Source organism: Novosphingobium sp. (assembly GCF_024642085.1).
GTDB lineage: Bacteria > Pseudomonadota > Alphaproteobacteria > Sphingomonadales > Sphingomonadaceae > Novosphingobium.
Genome location: NZ_JAHEBV010000038.1, coordinates 1 through 16,676 on the forward strand (window position 1 = coordinate 1; position 16,676 = coordinate 16,676).

Below are 16,676 nucleotides of genomic sequence, written 5' to 3' on the forward strand. Positions count from 1 at the left end.
CGAAGCTGCGACCACCGCCGCCACCGCCGCCACCGCCGAAGCGATCACCGCCGCCGCCAAACCGGTCGCCGCCACCGCCGAAACGGTCACCACCGCCGCCGCTGCTTCCGCCGGCAAACGGATCAAAGCTGTCTTCTCCGAAACCGTCCCGCTTGTCGCGACCACGGCCGCGACGTCCTCGATCAAAACCCATATACCCGAACAAACCTTCGCATCGCCCCACGAAACACGGGCCGAAGCGCGGACGAATCGCTTCAGCCAAGCGGCAATCGGGCCCTGGGCCTTCTCCTCCGCACGGTGACTGATAGCGAATAAACCACTGATTGGCGAATCGATTCCTGTTTTCACCGCAGATGTGACATTTCTGCCAGACTCTTCTTATAGTCCCCGCTGCAACAGGGCCGTCCGGCTTGCCTAGGGGCACCAGCCTTGGCACAGAGCGGTACGTGCGGACGCCCCTGTTGCCGCGCTGTAATTCGGGAATGGGCCATTCATGTTTCGAGCGCTTACCGATCGCGTTTTCGCCAGCCCGCAGATCACTCTGGACGATGTCGCCGCAGCAGCTGCGCAAGGGATCGGACTGATCATCAACAACCGACCGGAGGACGAAAGCGAGGACCAGACTCCGGGCCCCGCGATCGAAGCTGCGGCCCGCGCGGCCGGGCTTGACTATGTGGCCATTCCGGTAACCCACGCCGGGTTTTCGCAGGGCCAGGTCCAGGCAATGGCAGCGGCTTTGGCCGAAACCGATAAGCCGGTGCTGGCCTACTGCCGTTCGGGCACGCGATCGACCTTGCTGTGGGCGCTGGCCGAATCCAGCCGCGGCAAAAGCGCCCATGCGCTGAGCGCGGCTGCGGCGCGCGCCGGTTATGACATCACCCCGGTGCGCGCGATGATGGACATGCTGTCAGCCAGTGATCTTTAGTTCTGCAGTTCTTTTTGTGGGGGTCAAGCTGGCCCTGTCGCTGGTTGCGATACTGGCGATCGCCGGGTGGGTTGCCCGCCTGAAGCTGGGCAGCGATGTGCGCCTGCGCGAAGAATCGGAAGTGCGCGAACTGGCGCGCGCGGCCCAGTGCGATTTCGACGCGGCAGAAATCGCGCTGGACCGCGCAGGGATCGGCGCCCTGGCCCGCGATCCTGGTGGACGAGTCCTGTTATTGCGCCGGCACGGCGCGCAATTTGCCGCGCGCGCTCTCGATTCGCACGCCTATGCCCGGCTGGATCGCAATTTCCTGACCATCGGGACCGATGACCGGCGGTTTGGCTCCGTCACGCTCGATCTGGGCGAGAGGGCGCAATACTGGGCCAGCAGCCTGCGCCGGCTTGGGGCATAGCCGATGCCTCAGATGACCCCGGTCGATTATGCCGTCCCCTTCTTCATCCTGCTGATCCTGATCGAGATCACCTGGGCGCGGCGCCGTTCCCCTGCTGCCTATGAGGCGCGCGACACGCTGTCGTCGCTGGCCATGGGGCTGGGCAGCACGGTTGCCGGCGCAGCCCTTGCAGGGCTTGTCGCGGCGGCGGCCTTTGCCCTCTACCAGTTCCGTGTTGCTGAAATCGGCTGGGCCTGGTGGGCGTGGATCGCGTGCTTCGTGCTTGATGATTTCAACTATTACTGGGCGCACCGCAGCGGGCACCGGGTGCGCTGGTTCTGGGCCAGCCACGTCAACCACCATTCAAGCCAGCACTACAACCTGTCGACCGCGCTGCGCCAGACCTGGACCGGATTTCCCGCCCTGTCGTTCGTGTTCCGGATCTGGCCGGTCCTGATCGGCTTTCACCCGGCGATGCTCGCCACGGTCGGGGCGGTCAATCTGGTTTATCAGTTCTGGATCCACACCGAGGTGATCGGGCGCCTGCCGCGGTGGTTCGAGGCGGTGATGAACACGCCTTCGCACCACCGCGTTCATCATGCAGTCAACCCGGTCTATCTGGACCGAAATTATGCCGGAGTGTTCATCGTCTGGGACCGCTTGTTCGGCTCATTCCAGCGCGAAATCGACGGAGTTCGTCACCACTACGGCATCGTCAAGCAGCTGGGAAGCTTCAATTTGTGGTGGACCGCGTTCCACGAATGGATCGGCATGGCGCGCGATGTCTGGCAAGCGCCGTGGGGCGCCAAACTTGGCTATGTGCTGCGTGCGCCGGGCTGGACCCACGATGGCAGCCGCGACACATCCGACATGATCCGGGCGCGCTGGCAAGCGCTGGAAGACGACCGCCCCAAAGACACTGTTGCGCCGCTTTAATCGACCGCTTAACAGCTCTCCTCCCAAGGAGAGCTTGCATGGACCAGTTCGACATCATCGTCATCGGTGGAGGCAGCGCGGGCAGCGCGGCGGCCGGACGGTTGAGCGAGGACGGGCGAAGGCGCGTCTGCCTGCTGGAGGCGGGCGGTAGCAACGACACGATACGGGTCAAGACCCCCGGATTCATGCCTTTCATACCCGAGACATCGAACTGGCGGTTCGAGACAGTGCCGCAGGCCGGTCTGAAAGGGCGAACCGGATACCAGCCGCGCGGGCGCGGGCTGGGCGGATCAAGTGCGATCAATGCCATGGTCTATATTCGCGGCAATCACCACGACTACGACCATTGGGCCGAGCTGGGCTGCACCGGCTGGAATCACGCTGATGTGCTGCCCTATTTCAAACGGTCCGAAGGTAATGAGCGCGGCGGAGACCAATGGCACGGAGGCGAAGGTCCGCTTAGTGTAATGGACCAGCGCTGGCCCAATCCCGGCAGCCGCGCCTTTGTGGCCAGCGCGCGCGATCTGCAACTGCCTGAAAACGGCGATTTCAACGGAGCGCGGCAGGACGGTTTCGGCCTGTACCAGGTGACCCAGAAAGGCGGAGAGCGCTGGTCAGCCGCGCGGGCTTATTTGTCGCCGCGCCCCAATCTAGCCGTCCGCACCGGGGTGCTGGTCGAACGGATCGTGATCGAACAGGGCCGCGCGGTGGGTGTGGCGATCCGCCAGGGCGACAAGCGCGCAGTACTGCGTGCCAGCGGCGGCGTGGTGCTTTCGGCAGGCGCGTTCGGCAGCCCGCAAGTGCTGATGCTGTCGGGGATCGGTCCGGCTGCTCATCTGACCCAGCACGGCATACCGGTAGCGCAGGACCGCGCCGCCGTGGGCGCCGATCTGCAGGACCACATCGACTATGTGGCCAGCTGGCAAACCGCATCGAAGGACTTTTTTGGCGACAGTCTGGCCGGCACCTGGACCATGGCCAAGGCGGTGATCGAGCACCGCTTGAAACGCACCGGTCTGATGACCACCCCCTTTGCCGAGGCAGGCGGGTTTTGGCGATCGTCGCCCGATCTGCCCGCGCCCGACATCCAGTACCATTTCGTCCCCGCGATGCTGGAAGATCACGGCCGGACCAAGGTCAAGGGCCACGGCTTTTCGATCCATGCCTGCGTCCTGCGCCCTGAAAGCCGGGGGACGGTGCAGCTTAATTCGGCCGATCCTGCCGCAGCCCCGGCGATTGATCCCAACTTCCTCAGCGATCCGCGCGACATGGCAACCCTGCGCGCCGGGGTTCGGCTGCTGTACCGCCTGGCCGAAACCGGCGCGTTGGCGGCCTATAGCGGCACGGCCCGCCAGCCGGTCAACCTGGCTGACGATGCCGCGCTGGACGATCTGATCCGCAGCCGCGCCGACACGGTCTATCACCCGGTCGGGACCTGCCGGATGGGCGGCGATAAGGCTTCGGTAGTGGATCCCGCGCTCAAGGCCCGTGGTCTGGATGGATTGTGGGTGGCCGACGCCAGCATCATGCCGCGGCTGGTTTCGGGCAACACCAACGCCCCGTCGATCATGATCGGCGAACGCGCGGCGGACTTCGTGAAAGCTTCGCTCGCCGGCTAGTCCGCCTTAGTGATTGCAGGCCAGCGCCTCGATCACATCATCCAGCCGTGCCGGATCACCCAGCGCCAGAACGTGGCCATCGCTGGCAGCGTGGAGTGGATCGCCGTTCCAGTCCGCCATGGTCCCGCCGGCGCCTTCGACGACCGGGATCAGCGCGGCGTAGTCATGCAGCTTGAGGTTGGCCTCGCACACGATGTCGATGTGGCCCGCGGCAAGCATGGCATAATTATAGCAATCGCCGCCCATCACCATGCGCTTATGATCGGTCTTGGCGGCAAGGCCCATGAAGTGTGCGCCGTCGTGATCATCGAAATAGTGCGGCCCGGTCGTGGCGATGGTCGCTTCGGCCAGCGTCCGGCAGGGACGCGTGCGCACCTCTGTGCCATTGAAAGTCGTAGCGCGGCCCGCCGCCCCGACCCAGCGTTCCTGCAGGATCGCCTGGTCGATAATACCCAGCACCGGCCAGCCTTCCTGGACCAGGGCGATCAGCGTGCCGAAGATCGGGCGCCCGGCCATGAAGGCGGTGGTGCCGTCAATCGGATCGAGCACCCAGGTCCGGCCCGACGTGCCCGGTTCTGCGCCAAACTCCTCGCCGTGGATCGCATCGCGCGGAAACTCTGATTTGATCAGGCGGCGCATCGCCTCTTCCGCGGCGCGGTCTGCCTCGGTCACGGGCGATCGGTCAGCCTTGCGTTCGCTGCCATAAGCACTGCGAAACAGCGGCACGATCGCCGCCCGCGCAGCATCGGCGAGGCGGTTGGCAAGGGCCAGTTCAGCGTCGAGACGGGCAGAAGCCATTTCTTTAATCAAACAGGCTTGAGACCGAGCTTTCCTCGGCAATGCGGTGGATCGCCTCGCCAATCAGCGGGGCAATCGACAGCACGCGGATGCGGGGCGAGGCAAGCGCTTCTTGCGTTGCCTGGATGGTATCGGTGATCACCAGTTCCTTAAGCGCCGAATTGGTCACCCGCTGAACCGCCATGCCCGAAAGCACCCCGTGGGTGAGATAGGCGGTGACGCTGGCCGCACCATCATCCATCAACGCCTGTGCGGCGTTGCACAGGGTGCCGCCCGAATCGATGATGTCATCGATCAGGATGCAGTTCTGGCCCGCGACATCGCCGATGATGTTCATGACTTCGGACGACCCGGGCTTGTCGCGGCGCTTGTCGACGATCGCCAGCGGCGCATTGTTGAGGCGCTTGGCCAAAGCGCGGGCGCGCACCACGCCGCCGACGTCGGGCGAAACCACCATCAGATCCTGCCCGCTGGCCCGCGTCAGGATATCCGCCGCCATGACCGGCGCGGCATAAAGGTTGTCAGTCGGGATATCGAAAAAGCCCTGGATCTGCCCGGCGTGAAGATCGACAGCAAGAACCCGGTCGGCCCCGGCAGTCGTGATCAGGTTGGCGACCAGCTTGGCTGAAATCGGCGTGCGCGGGCCTGGCTTGCGGTCCTGGCGGGCATAACCGAAATAGGGCAGTACCGCGGTGATCCGCTTGGCCGAGGCGCGGCGCAGCGCATCAATGCAGATCAGCAGCTCCATCAGGTTGTCGTTGGCCGGAAAGCTGGTCGACTGGACGACGAACACATCCTCGCCGCGCACGTTTTCATGGATTTCGACGAAAACTTCTTCATCGGCAAAACGGCGCACGTCGGCCTGGGTCAGCGGCAGTTCGAGATAGCCTGCAATGGCGCGCGCCAAGGGCGGGTTCGAGTTGCCAGCCAGGATCTTCATCGTCGCACCATTCCCCGCGCAGTTCAGCCCTTGGCGGGCCTTAGCCAAGGGTGGGCGGAATGCAACCCGTCAGGCCGCAGTTTCCCGGCAATCAATCCTTGTTGTGATGTTCACCCGAAACCCAGCGGACGGTGCCCGAACTGGCACGCATCACCACTGAATGCGTGGTGATCAGCCCGCCGCGCATCCGCTTGACGCCCTTCAGCAGGGATCCGTCGGTAACGCCTGTGGCGGCAAAGATGCAATCGCCCTTGGCCAGCTCGTCCCGCGTGTAGATCCGGCCCAGATCCTCGATCCCCCATTTGCGGGCGCGCGCGCGTTCTTCATCGTTGCGGAACACCAGACGGCCGTTGAACTGGCCGCCAACGCAGCGCAGCGCAGCGGCGGCCAGCACACCTTCGGGCGCGCCCCCCTGGCCCATGTAAAGGTCGATGGTGGTTTCCGGATTTGTCACCGCGATGACGCCGGCCACATCGCCATCGCCGATCAGTACAACCCCACAACCCAGCCCGCGCAGTTCAGCGATCAGGGCAGCATGACGCGGCCGGTCGAGCACGCAGACGATGATTTCATCCGGGTTCACACCCTTGGCAGCTGCTACCGCCCTGACGTTTTCGGTCGGCGTCTTGTCCAGACCGATGACGCCGTCCGGATATCCCGGTCCGACCGCCAGTTTGTCCATGTAGACGTCGGGTGCGTTAAGCAGGTTGCCCTCTTCGGCCACGGCCAGCACGGCCAGCGCGTTCGGGCCAGCCTTGGCAGTGATCGTGGTCCCTTCCAGCGGATCGAGCGCAATGTCGATCCTGGGTCCGGTTCCTTGCGCGCTCCCGACCTTTTCCCCGATGTACAGCATCGGCGCCTCGTCACGCTCACCTTCGCCGATCACGACGGTGCCATCCATCGCCAGTTCGTTAAGGGCCGCACGCATGCATTCAACCGCCGCTGCGTCCGCTGCCTTTTCATCGCCGCGGCCGATCAGGCGCGATGCACCGATCGCCGCTGCTTCGGTTACACGGACCATTTCGAGTACCAGCACACGGTCGAGCACATCGCTGCCCGGGGTCGAGGAACTTGTCATGACGAAACAGCAGACCTTTCGAAACAGGCGGCGAAACCGAGCCACAGCATACCTATGTAGGCAGGCCGCTTAAACAGCGCCGGCTCGGTTGTCGAGGGCAGCGTGACCTGGGGGCATTCATCACGCGTTCACTCCCCGGACAGTCAGTTCGTCCGGGTGCGACCCGGGGTGTTCATATCAGCAGCTGCCTGTTTGGGCTGGCTTGCGGCATTGATGTTTACAGCAACATTTGCGGCGCAGGCGCAGGCGCAATCAGTCGACCCGGTCGATGCGCGCGTGGCCGAAGTGCTTGATAACGCACACCGCGCGCTGTCGCCAGTGGCGCCGCGGCAAAGCTGCGCCGGCAGTTCCGATGATGAAATCGTGGTCTGCGCAGCGACCGACAGCAGCCGCTACCGCGTGCCTTCGACAATAGACAGCAATCCTGGTTCCCGTGCCGCGCTGCGCAATGGTGTGCCGACGCCGCCGCAACTGGATCGTGGATCCTGCAGGGGCCAGCCGGGCTGCATGATCGGCGGTTATGCGCCGCCCAAAGTATATGTGATCGACCTCAAGGCGATACCCGAAGCACCGGCTGGATCGGATGCAGACCGGATCGGCAAGGGTGAAATCGCCGCGCCATGACGGTACTGATCAATCACCCAGGATGTGCATGACCAGCGGCGCTTCGGTCAGGCTTGACGAACCGCTCAGCAAACGGACCGCATGCGTTACCGCGCTTTCAGGCCCTTCATGGGTGACCAGCGCCACCATGACCGCATCGTCATCGGATCGGCCTTTCTGGATCAGACTTTCGATCGACACCCCGGCATCGCGGAACGCCGCCGTGATTTCCGCCAGCACGCCAGGCCGGTCTGCCGCCAGCAGCCGGACATAGGAACGGCCCCGCCGGCTACCGGCATCGGCAGCAGCCATGGCTTCCAGCTCGCTTACCGGAACAGAAAATGGCGCACCGATCTCGCCCCGGGCAATATCGATAAGGTCGGCCACGACGGCACTGGCAGTCGGGCCATCGCCGGCACCAGCGCCCTGAAACAGCAACCGGCCCGAAAAATTGCCTTCGGCGACCACCGCATTGGTCGCTCCGTCGACATGGGCCAGCGGATGATTGAAAGGGACAAGGTGCGGCTGGACCCGCTGGAACAGGCACTTTCCATCAGTGCCGTCCATCGTATCGGCCATGCCGATCAGGCGGATTACATAGCCCAGTGCATCTGCCTGCGCGATATCGGCGGCACGCAGCCGCGTGATGCCCGACGTTTCCACTGCGGCGAAATCGAGCCGTCCGCCAAACGCGATGGCCGCCAGGATAGACAGCTTGTGCGCGGCATCGATGCCCTCGATGTCGAAGGCCGGATCGGCCTCGGCATAGCCTTTGGCCTGCGCTTCGGCCAGCACATCGGCAAAATCGCGGCCGGTATCTTCCATGGTTGAAAGGATGTAATTGCAGGTGCCGTTGAGGATACCGTAAACCCGCTCGATCTCGTTGGCCGCAGCACCTTCGCGCAGGCCTTTGATTACCGGGATACCGCCTGCCACCGCGGCTTCGAACTTCAGTGCGACCTTGGCCTGCTCGGCCTTGCCGGCCAGTTCCAGCCCATGGTGCGCGATCATCGCCTTGTTGGCTGTGACCAGCGCCTTGCCCGCCTCTATCGTGGTGCGGGCACAGGCCAGCGCCGGTCCGTCCGAGCCGCCGACCATCTCGACCACCACGTCCACATCGGCGCGTTCGCCCATGATGACCATGTCGTCTTCCCAGGCATAGCGCGTCAGATCAATGCCGCGGTCCTTGCCGCGATCACGCGCGCCGACCACCGTGACTTCGAGCGGTCGACCGGCGCGGCGTGCGATCAGCGCAGCATTGGCTTCGATCAGGCGGATTACTCCGGCCCCGACTGTGCCAAGCCCGGCAAGGGCAATCCGCAGCGGTGCGGGCGCGTCAACCATACAATCCCCTTTCAGCGCGCCCTTAGGCAGCCGGAATCGGGGCGGCAAGCAAGAAAGCGCGCGTTACCGCGATCTATGCGTAATTTCGTTACAATTGCGTGCTTAACGGCGCGCGCGTTCGCAGGGGCCCAGCCGCTCTATTACCGCCCGATAGTCTAGCGCTGCCGCCGCCCGATCCTCGGTCACTTCCCCGATATTTGCGCCGGCCGGCAGACTGGCCGGCAGAAAACAGGCGAGCCGGTACCATGCCAGAGTTTCGCGCGCGGGCAGGCCGGAGCCAGCCCCGACCAGTTCGGAAAACGATACGTTCATCGCTGCATCGCGGCCCGGCATGCGCGAAACCGTAATCGCGGCCGGCTCGCCGCTCGCGCTGCCGAGGAACAGCTGGGTCTCGCCTGCTCCTGCAAGATTGCCGGGAACGTGCAACGCTTCCCTTACGCCGGTGATCTTTTGCGGAGCGCCGGACGCGTAAAGCTCGGACAGCACGCCTTTCACTCGCGCTTCGGTTGCCGCATCCCAAGGCAGCTGCGCATCGGGTGCGACCAGTTGCAGTTCGGCGGGGCGGGCATCAACCGGACGCGCAAACAGGATCACGGCCTTCTTCTTGAGAGCAGGCAGCTTCCCTTTGGCATCGGCCTTTACGTCGACAAGGTATGCCAGCTGCTCGCCCAGCGCCCGGTTGCCGCCGATCACGGCCTCGGTCCGCGCTTCGACATAGGCGCGAATCCAGCCCGCGCGCAGCCCGCGCGCGCGTTCCGGCTCGACCGGCACGGCCTTGCGGATTTGCGCGCGAACCACCAGCGGGGTCCCGTCGGCAAGATCGACCAGATCGGCATAGGTAGCTGCTGGCGGCGCGGGAGTCGCGGGATTGCGCGAATCAGCATTGGCCGCGCTTGCGAACGTGCAGCCAGCAGCAACCAGCAGGAGCAATCGAGTGCGTGAAATCAAACCGGTCATTGATACTCCTGCCTCTCTGCGGGGCGAGGCTCGATTGGCAAAAGGCCAGAATCGCATGTGGTTAGGCCACTTTTGATCTTAACATACGTGAATCACCCGTTAATGGATAAAGCGTTGCGCACATGCCGCCTCAACGTTACAGAATGCAAAAAACCGGGCCAAACAAAAAACAAAGGCCTGCGATCTTAGTCAGTCGGCGCATCGGGAAGAGGGCCGGCTTTCTGGATTGACCAACAGGGTGGAAGTAAAGTTTTTGGGCGTTTGGAGTCGTCAACGCGGCTTTGAACGTCGTTTCCGGGTTCGTCCCGGTGGGACTGTTAGGAGTGATCCGTCTGAATGGCCTACGCTGACCAACAAGTGAGCGGCAATCGCACTATCGCCTTTGTCGTTGTCGCCTTGATCCACTTGGCTCTCATCTATGCGCTGGTTACTGGCCTGGCATATGAAGGGATCCAGGCGGTCGTCAAAAAGGTGACGACTGTCGATATCAAAAAGGACGAGCCCAAGAAGGAGCCGCCGCCGCCGCCCAAGCAAAAGGCGGCAGCACCTCCGATTGTGGCTCCGCCGGTGAAGATCAACGTCAATGTTGCTCCGCCGCCGATCACCACGGTGACGACACCGCCGCCGGTTGCGCCGATTGTGCCGATCATTGCACCGCCGGCTCCGGTCCCGGCACCCCCGCCCCCGCCGCCCCGTTTCCAGGCGAAAAGCGCTTCGCCCAAAGGCAACCCGGGTTCGTGGGCCAACGCCAACGACTATCCTTCGGGCCCGCTGCGCCGCGAAGAAGAAGGTGTCACCCGCTTCCGTGTCACAATCGGCGCGGATGGCCGCGTGACCTCGTGCGATGTCACGGGCTCTAGCGGATCGAGCGAGCTTGATTCCACTACCTGTTCGCTCATCACCCGCCGCGGCCGGTTCAATCCGGCGATGGACGGTGAAGGCAAGCCGGTAGCGGGCGGTTGGGCCAGTTCGGTACGCTGGCAGATTCCCAAGGACTGATTTTCGTAAAAGGCTGCGTCAGCCGTGACGCCGCATCATTTTCTGGTTTTGGTTTTGATTTTAATTCTCTTGAGAGGACTATCGCATGGTTTTTGAACTTCTCGCCGCTGCTGGCAACGCGGCTCCGCAGAACAAGTTCGGTTTTGCCGAAGCGCTGGAGCAGGGCGGTTTCATCGCCTATGCGACCGTCATTATCCTTGGCATCATGTCGTTCGGATCGTTCTTCATCCTGTTCACCAAATGGTTTGAACAGCAGAAGATCCTGCGTCAGCACCGCGAGCTGCGCGGCCAGTTCTGGCGCGCCAGCACGCTCAAGGAAGGTGCTGCCAAGCTCGACAAGAACAGCGCCTGGCGCCAGGTTGTCGATGATGGCATCGCCGCCGAAGATTCGCACGGCAAGATGGCCGATGCGATGGAAGCCCATGACTGGCTGCACGGTTCGCTTGCCCGTTCGGAAGCCAGCATCAATGCCCGTCTGGCCAGCGGCCTGCCATTCCTGGCAACCGTCGGCGCCACCTCGCCGTTCATCGGTCTGTTTGGTACCGTGGTCGGCATCTACCGCGCGCTGATCGCAATCGGCATCGCCGGTTCGGCCTCGATCGACAAGGTAGCGGGTCCGGTCGGTGAAGCGCTGATCATGACCGCGCTCGGTCTGCTCGTCGCGGTTCCCGCAGTGCTTGCCTACAACTACCTCCAGGCCCGCAACAAGCGCATCGCCGAACTGCTTTCGGGTTTTTCGACCGACGTGCTGGCTTACATCAATTCGCGCGGTGCCGTCCGTCCGGCCGTGATCACCACGCCGGGCTCGGCTGCCAAGGCTGCTGCTCCGGCCGCTGCTGCGCCCAAGCCGTAAGCTGACCGGTTGGTTGGCGGTGCCGGAACATTCCTGCACCGCCCACCGGCCACCCCGGACGCGCGATCGCAAGCGGTCGCCGATCTACTCCGGACAACGCAAGAATAGGATGTAACACATGGCGATGTCAGTTGGCGGCGCCGGCGGCGACGAGAAGCCGATGTCGGATATCAACACAACGCCCCTGGTGGACGTTATGTTGGTGCTCCTGATCATCTTCCTGATCGCAGTTCCGGTTGCGATCCAGACGATCCAGAAGCTGAAAATTCCGATCATTCCTTCACAGGAATCGAAGGACAAGGTTGAAAACCTTCTCCTCACGGTCAGCACAACCGATGCCGGCGGCCGCTCTGCGGGCGAACCCGGTTTCGAGGGTGCATCGCTCGGCGGGGAATGCCGCATTTACTTCAACAACATCACGCCGGTCGATTCAAACGAACTGCGCGATATGGCCTTCAAGCGGCTCGACAGCATCGTCAAGCGCGCGGGCGGCCCCGAAGCATTGCGTGCAAATCCCGAACTCGTGCCTCAGGTGCATATCCGCGGCGACGTTCAGGCCCCGTGGCGTTGTGTCGCCGGCGCGGTCTACAACGTGCAGATCTCGGGCTATCCGACCGTCGGCTTCATCTCGAACCCGGTCGACCCGAACGGTTGACCCCGGTTCGGTCACGGTCTTTATTTTAGGAGTAATCCACGATGGCAATGTCAGGCGGCAAGGATGATGGCTCGCCGATGATGGAAATGAACACGACGCCTCTAATCGACGTCATGCTCGTTCTCCTCATCATGTTCATCATCACCATCCCGGTGGCAACGCACGCGGTCAACATCGACCTGCCCAACCCGTCGGCCCCGCCGCCGGACACGATCATCAAGCGTGACAAGAACAAGGTTGTCATCATGCCCGACAGCACGATTCTGTGGAACAACACGCCGATGGACCAGGGGCAGCTTCTTAGTGCGCTGCAGGCTACCCTCGCAATCAAGCCCGAACCGGAATTGCAGTTCCAGCCCGATCCGCAAGCGCCCTATGATACGACGGCCAAGGTGCTGAAGATCATCAAGGGTTCTGGCGTGACAGCTTTCGGCTTTGTCGGCAACGAACAGTATTCGGAGTTCGGCAAGGCGGCGGGTGAGCCAAAGGCGAACTAGGCACGCGATCCACTACACAGCAAAAAGGGGCGGGGTGATCCGCCCCTTTTTTTGTATCTGCTAGGCGCTGGCAAACCAGGACCGGGGGAACACGCACTAATCGACCTGCTCATCCGCCGGGTCCACCCGCATCGCCGCTCCGGCCAGTCCCTCGGCCTCGATCAGCAGTTCGTCATCGACGGCGCCTTGCGGCATCTGTTCGCGTCCGATCATGACCAGCACGGGAACGGCCAGCGGGCTGACGCGATCAAGTTCGACATGAACCAGGCTGGTTTGCGCGCGTTCCAGCACGCCCGCAAGGCGATCCACATCCGTCATCCTTGCCCGCGCATCGGCCCAGGCCGCGCGCAGCAGCACATGATCGGGTTCGTACTTGCGCAGCACGTCGAAAATGAGGTCGGTGGAAAAAGTAACCTGCTTGCCGGTCTTGCGCCTGCCGGGTTGCTGGCGTTCCACCAATCCTGCAATCACCGCCACTTCCTTGAATGCGCGGCGCAGCAGGTAACTGCCTTCCACCCAGGCAACAAACTCGTCCGCCAGGATTTCGGGCGAAAGCAGCCGGGCCGGATCGGCAATCGGCCGCAACCCCCAGACCGCCAGCGCATAGTCGTTCGCCACAAAACCCAGCGGACCCAGCCCCTGCTCCTCCATCCGGCGGGTAACCAGCATGCCCAGCGACTGATTGGCGGGCCAGCCTTCGAACGAATAGATCACGGCATAATGCCGCTTTTCATAAGGGAAGCTTTCAACCAGCAGTGTTCCCGGCGCCGGCAATTGCGACCGAAAATCCTGCACCTCCAGCCATTCGCGCACATCATCGGGAAAGCGCGCCCAACCGGCGCGATCGGCCAGCAGGGCCTGCACGCGCTGCGACAGGTGAGTGGTGAGCGGCATGCGTTGTCCGCCATAGCTGGGTATCTGTCCCGGCTTTTTGGCCGCACGGACCAGCATTTCGGTTTCGCGCAGGGCCTCAACCTCAAGGTCCAGCCCGGCAAAACGGATCGTATCCCCGGGCGCAAGGCTTGAGGCAAAGCTTTCCTCCACCCGCCCCAGCGCACGGCCGTTGCGAAAGCACACCTCGATCATTTCGGCATCCATGATGATCCCGGCATTGAGCCGGAACCGGGCAGCATGTTCAGGATGGGTCAGGCGCCACAGCCCGTCGCGGCCCAGGGTAATGCGCTGAAACCGGTCATAGGCTTTAAGCGCATAACCCCCCGTTGCCACAAAATGCAGCACCCGCTCCCAGGTATCCGCATCGACCATGGCATAGGGCAGTGCCGAACGTACTTCGTGCAGCAATGCCGCGCCGTCGAACGGCCCGGCACAAGCGCGCCCCATTACATGCTGGGCCAGAACGTCGAGGCCGCCGGGCCGAAAATCCTCACCGTCGCGCTGCCCTTCATCGACGGCCTGCTGGGCGGCCATCGCCTCAAGATACTCAAACCGGTTACCGGGAACAAGCAGCGCCCGGCTGGGCAGATTCAGCCGGTGATTGGCGCGTCCAATCCGCTGCAACAGGCGCGACGAACCTTTTGGCGCACCCATCTGGACAACCAGATCGATGTCGCCCCAATCGACCCCCAGGTCGAGGCTGGCGGTTGCGACCAGCGCGCGCAGTTCGCCGCGCGCCATCGCCCCTTCGACCTTGCGCCGCGCTTCCTTGGACAAAGAACCGTGGTGGATGCCGATCGGCAGGTTTTCCTCATTGGCATCCCACAGCTGTTGAAAGATCAGCTCGGCCAGAAAGCGCGTATTGCAGAATACCAGCGTTGTTCGGTTAGACTTGATCGCCTCAAACAATTGCGGCACCGCCCAGGTGGCGGCATGGCCGCCCCATGGCACCCGCGCGTCTTCGGGCAGAAGAACTTCCAGTTCGGGCGGTGCCCCGGATTCGCCCTCGACCAAAGCGACACTGTCGATGTCTCCCCACGGGGCCAGCCAGGCGCGAAAATCGTCGGGATCGGCCACCGTTGCCGACAGCGCCACACGCTGCAACCCGGGGGACAGGCTTTGCAGGCGCGACAGGGCCAGCGCCAGGAGATCGCCGCGCTTGCTGGTGGCAAAGGCATGAACCTCGTCGATGACGATCCGCTTCAGCCCGGCAAATAGCGTGTCGGCTTCGGGATAGGACAGCAGCAAGGCCAGCGATTCTGGCGTGGTCAACAGAATGTGCGGCGGCCGCGCGCGTTGCCGTGCCTTGCGGTCGGACGGAGTATCGCCGCTGCGCGTCTCTATCCGGATCGGCAGGCCCAGCTCTTCGACCGGCGTCAGGAGATTGCGCTGCACATCGTGCGCCAGCGCTTTTAGCGGCGAGATATACAGCGTGTGCAGCCCATCGGGCACTGGCGCTGCGGCGGCATGGTCGGGACTGAAATCGGCCAGGGTTGGCAGGAACCCGGCCAGCGTCTTGCCTGCGCCAGTATCGGCGACCAGCAGCGCATGCCGGCCCGACGATGCGACCGCCAGCATGTCGGCCTGATGGCGGCGGATTCGCCACCCGCGCGCGGCAAACCATTGATCGATCGCGATACTGGCAACCGGCATGGTCATGCGCGCAGCCGCAGCATGTCAAGGCTGGTCACAATGCCGGCAATCATGGTAAGCAAGCCATACACGCGGTAACGCATAACGCGCCGTTCGGGTTGCAACCAGTCCCGGGATTTGCCCGGAAAGGAAGGTTGTTGCCATGCAGCTGGTCAAGTTCGAAACGCAGGGCGAAAGCCACACCGCAATGGTCAATCCCGATCAGGTCGCTTTCCTGGCAGAGGGCCTTTACGGTACGTCGATCCACTTTGCCTCGGGCGAATACGTGATTTGCCACGGTGAACTGGACGATATCGCTCACAAACTGTTCGGCCCGAAACCGGCCAGTGAGTACCTGATCGCATCGACACCGACCGCGCCATCCTGATTCGCGCTTTGCGGCTGCTCGCGCAGGTGCCATCACCACCGGGATGATCCAGCCCGATGCATTGATCTGGCCATACCTGGAAAGCGCCGCACTGGCTTTGGCGCTGGGCCTGCTGGTAGGAGTGCAGCGCGGCTGGGCCCTGCGCGACGAACCGGCGGGTAGCCGTTTTGCCGGCATTCGGACTTATGGCTTGCTGGGCTTGGTCGGCGGCCTTGCCGGATCACTGCGCTACCTTGCGCCGGCGCTTGCCCCGGTCTTGCTGGCGGCCACTGCCGCGCTGGTGGTGATCGGATACTGGCAATCAACGCAGCAGCACAAAAGCATCAGCGGCACAGCCAGTCTGGCGGGTCTGATCACCTTGGCTGCTGGATATCTGGCCGGGGCCGGACACTATGCCCTGGCCAGTGCCGTCACCGGTTTGACGGTTCTGCTGCTGGCCATGCGCCGCCAGCTGCATCATGTCCTGCGCCATATCGACGAGCAGGAAATTACTGCAATTGCGCGCTTTGCCTTAATCGCGCTGGTAATCCTGCCCCTGCTGCCCAACACACCCCTTGGCCCTTATGGCGCATGGCGACCGCGCCAGTTATGGCTGGTTGTGGTGCTGGTATCGGGGTTTTCCTTTGCCGGTTACGCTGCAGCGCGGTGGTTGGGGGCAACGCGCGGCGTGCTGGCAACCGCGGCGGCAGGATCCATGGTATCATCGACCGCCGTGACAGTATCGCTGGCCGGCAAACTGCGCGATGATCAGGGCGCCCGGCGAATCGCCAATGCCGGGATCGCGCTGGCATCTGCCGTCATGTTCGTGCGCGTAATGGTACTGACAGCTGCCCTCGCCCCGCGCGCCTTGCCCACTTTCGCCAGCCTTGCTGTCCCGGGCCTGCTTGCCAGCCTGGCCGGGTTGGCCTTGATCATGCGCGGCACCGGGTCTGGCGGCAACCCGGTTGCGGCACCGCTGCCCCGCAACCCGTTCGACCTCAAGCCTGCACTGCTGCTGATGGTCCTGACCATGGCATTGACCGTCGCTGCGCGCTGGATGCTGGCCCGCTTTGGCCACGCCGGGCTGGCCACAGTCCTGGCTGTGTCTGGAGTGGTGGACGTCGATTCGGCCATTATTACCTTGGGCAACCTCCCAGAGGCGACACTGCCTGCCGGGATTGCGGGCTTGGT

General features: G+C 63.4%; 17 protein-coding genes and 1 pseudogene. 12 read left to right on the forward strand and 6 right to left on the reverse strand.

Annotated features, from left to right (window positions below):
* The 5 genes and pseudogenes from Q0L62_RS11875 to Q0L62_RS11895 form a co-directional block, all read left to right on the forward strand.
* Nucleotides 1-301: pseudogene (locus Q0L62_RS11875) on the forward strand (hypothetical protein); the annotation flags it as partial.
* A gap of 192 nt (nt 302-493) precedes the next feature.
* Nucleotides 494-925 carry a TIGR01244 family sulfur transferase gene (locus Q0L62_RS11880; protein WP_296680029.1) on the forward strand — a complete coding sequence of 144 codons (432 nt, stop codon included), beginning with the start codon at nt 494-496 and terminating at the stop codon, nt 923-925.
* Nucleotides 915-1,334: a hypothetical protein gene (locus Q0L62_RS11885; RefSeq protein ID WP_296680031.1), complete on the forward strand. Its 420-nt coding sequence runs from the start codon at nt 915-917 to the stop codon at nt 1,332-1,334. Before Q0L62_RS11880 ends, Q0L62_RS11885 begins: the two co-directional genes overlap by 11 nt.
* A 3-nt stretch (nt 1,335-1,337) precedes the next feature.
* On the forward strand, nt 1,338-2,249 hold the full coding sequence (locus tag Q0L62_RS11890; RefSeq protein WP_296680033.1) for a sterol desaturase family protein: 912 nt from the start codon (nt 1,338-1,340) through the stop codon (nt 2,247-2,249).
* 38 nt (nt 2,250-2,287) lie between these two features.
* Nucleotides 2,288-3,868 carry a GMC family oxidoreductase gene (locus tag Q0L62_RS11895; RefSeq protein WP_296680035.1) on the forward strand — a complete coding sequence of 527 codons (1,581 nt, stop codon included), beginning with the start codon at nt 2,288-2,290 and terminating at the stop codon, nt 3,866-3,868.
* Nucleotides 3,869-3,874: 6 nt separating this feature from the next.
* On the opposite strand, the gene hisN is transcribed toward Q0L62_RS11895, so the two are convergent.
* From hisN to glpX, 3 genes are all read right to left on the reverse strand, one after another.
* Complete coding sequence (hisN, locus tag Q0L62_RS11900; protein ID WP_296680036.1) at nt 3,875-4,666, reverse strand: histidinol-phosphatase; 792 nt, start codon at nt 4,664-4,666, stop codon at nt 3,875-3,877.
* Between the two features lie 4 nt (nt 4,667-4,670).
* The gene (locus Q0L62_RS11905) at nt 4,671-5,606 is read right to left on the reverse strand and encodes a ribose-phosphate pyrophosphokinase (protein WP_296680038.1); all 936 of its coding nucleotides are present in this window, start codon (nt 5,604-5,606) and stop codon (nt 4,671-4,673) included.
* A 91-nt stretch (nt 5,607-5,697) separates the two neighbouring features.
* Nucleotides 5,698-6,684: a class II fructose-bisphosphatase gene (glpX, locus tag Q0L62_RS11910; protein WP_296680040.1), complete on the reverse strand. Its 987-nt coding sequence runs from the start codon at nt 6,682-6,684 to the stop codon at nt 5,698-5,700.
* Between the two features lie 213 nt (nt 6,685-6,897).
* Here glpX and Q0L62_RS11915 point away from each other — a divergent pair, with 213 nt between their 5' ends.
* On the forward strand, nt 6,898-7,308 hold the full coding sequence (locus Q0L62_RS11915; protein WP_296680042.1) for a hypothetical protein: 411 nt from the start codon (nt 6,898-6,900) through the stop codon (nt 7,306-7,308).
* Between the two features lie 9 nt (nt 7,309-7,317).
* Here Q0L62_RS11915 and Q0L62_RS11920 read toward each other — a convergent pair whose 3' ends face one another.
* Nucleotides 7,318-8,631, reverse strand: a complete 1,314-nt coding sequence (locus Q0L62_RS11920) for a homoserine dehydrogenase (RefSeq protein ID WP_296680044.1) — start codon at nt 8,629-8,631, stop codon at nt 7,318-7,320.
* Between the two features lie 102 nt (nt 8,632-8,733).
* Entirely contained in the window at nt 8,734-9,588 is an 855-nt protein-coding gene (locus Q0L62_RS11925) for a hypothetical protein (protein ID WP_296680046.1), read from the reverse strand.
* A 336-nt stretch (nt 9,589-9,924) separates the two neighbouring features.
* Between Q0L62_RS11925 and Q0L62_RS11930 the strand changes: the two genes are divergently transcribed.
* The 4 genes from Q0L62_RS11930 (at nt 9,925) to Q0L62_RS11945 (ending at nt 12,592) form a co-directional block, all read left to right on the forward strand.
* The gene (locus Q0L62_RS11930) at nt 9,925-10,587 is read left to right on the forward strand and encodes an energy transducer TonB (protein ID WP_296680048.1); all 663 of its coding nucleotides are present in this window, start codon (nt 9,925-9,927) and stop codon (nt 10,585-10,587) included.
* Between the two features lie 85 nt (nt 10,588-10,672).
* Nucleotides 10,673-11,440: a MotA/TolQ/ExbB proton channel family protein gene (locus Q0L62_RS11935; RefSeq protein ID WP_296680050.1), complete on the forward strand. Its 768-nt coding sequence runs from the start codon at nt 10,673-10,675 to the stop codon at nt 11,438-11,440.
* Nucleotides 11,441-11,558: 118 nt separating this feature from the next.
* Nucleotides 11,559-12,095 (forward strand): biopolymer transporter ExbD, encoded by a 537-nt coding sequence (locus Q0L62_RS11940; RefSeq protein ID WP_296680052.1) that lies wholly within the window; start codon nt 11,559-11,561, stop codon nt 12,093-12,095.
* A 41-nt stretch (nt 12,096-12,136) separates the two neighbouring features.
* Nucleotides 12,137-12,592, forward strand: a complete 456-nt coding sequence (locus Q0L62_RS11945) for a biopolymer transporter ExbD (RefSeq protein WP_296680054.1) — start codon at nt 12,137-12,139, stop codon at nt 12,590-12,592.
* Between the two features lie 96 nt (nt 12,593-12,688).
* On the opposite strand, the gene Q0L62_RS11950 is transcribed toward Q0L62_RS11945, so the two are convergent.
* Complete coding sequence (locus Q0L62_RS11950) at nt 12,689-15,145, reverse strand: ligase-associated DNA damage response DEXH box helicase (protein WP_296680055.1); 2,457 nt, start codon at nt 15,143-15,145, stop codon at nt 12,689-12,691.
* 136 nt (nt 15,146-15,281) lie between these two features.
* Here Q0L62_RS11950 and Q0L62_RS11955 point away from each other — a divergent pair, with 136 nt between their 5' ends.
* Together Q0L62_RS11955 and Q0L62_RS11960 are read left to right on the forward strand one after the other, a co-directional pair.
* Nucleotides 15,282-15,506 carry a hypothetical protein gene (locus Q0L62_RS11955; RefSeq protein WP_296680056.1) on the forward strand — a complete coding sequence of 75 codons (225 nt, stop codon included), beginning with the start codon at nt 15,282-15,284 and terminating at the stop codon, nt 15,504-15,506.
* Between the two features lie 43 nt (nt 15,507-15,549).
* Nucleotides 15,550-16,676, forward strand: a 1,127-nt coding sequence (locus Q0L62_RS11960) for an MgtC/SapB family protein (protein WP_296680057.1), incomplete at its 3' end; no start/stop codon positions are given.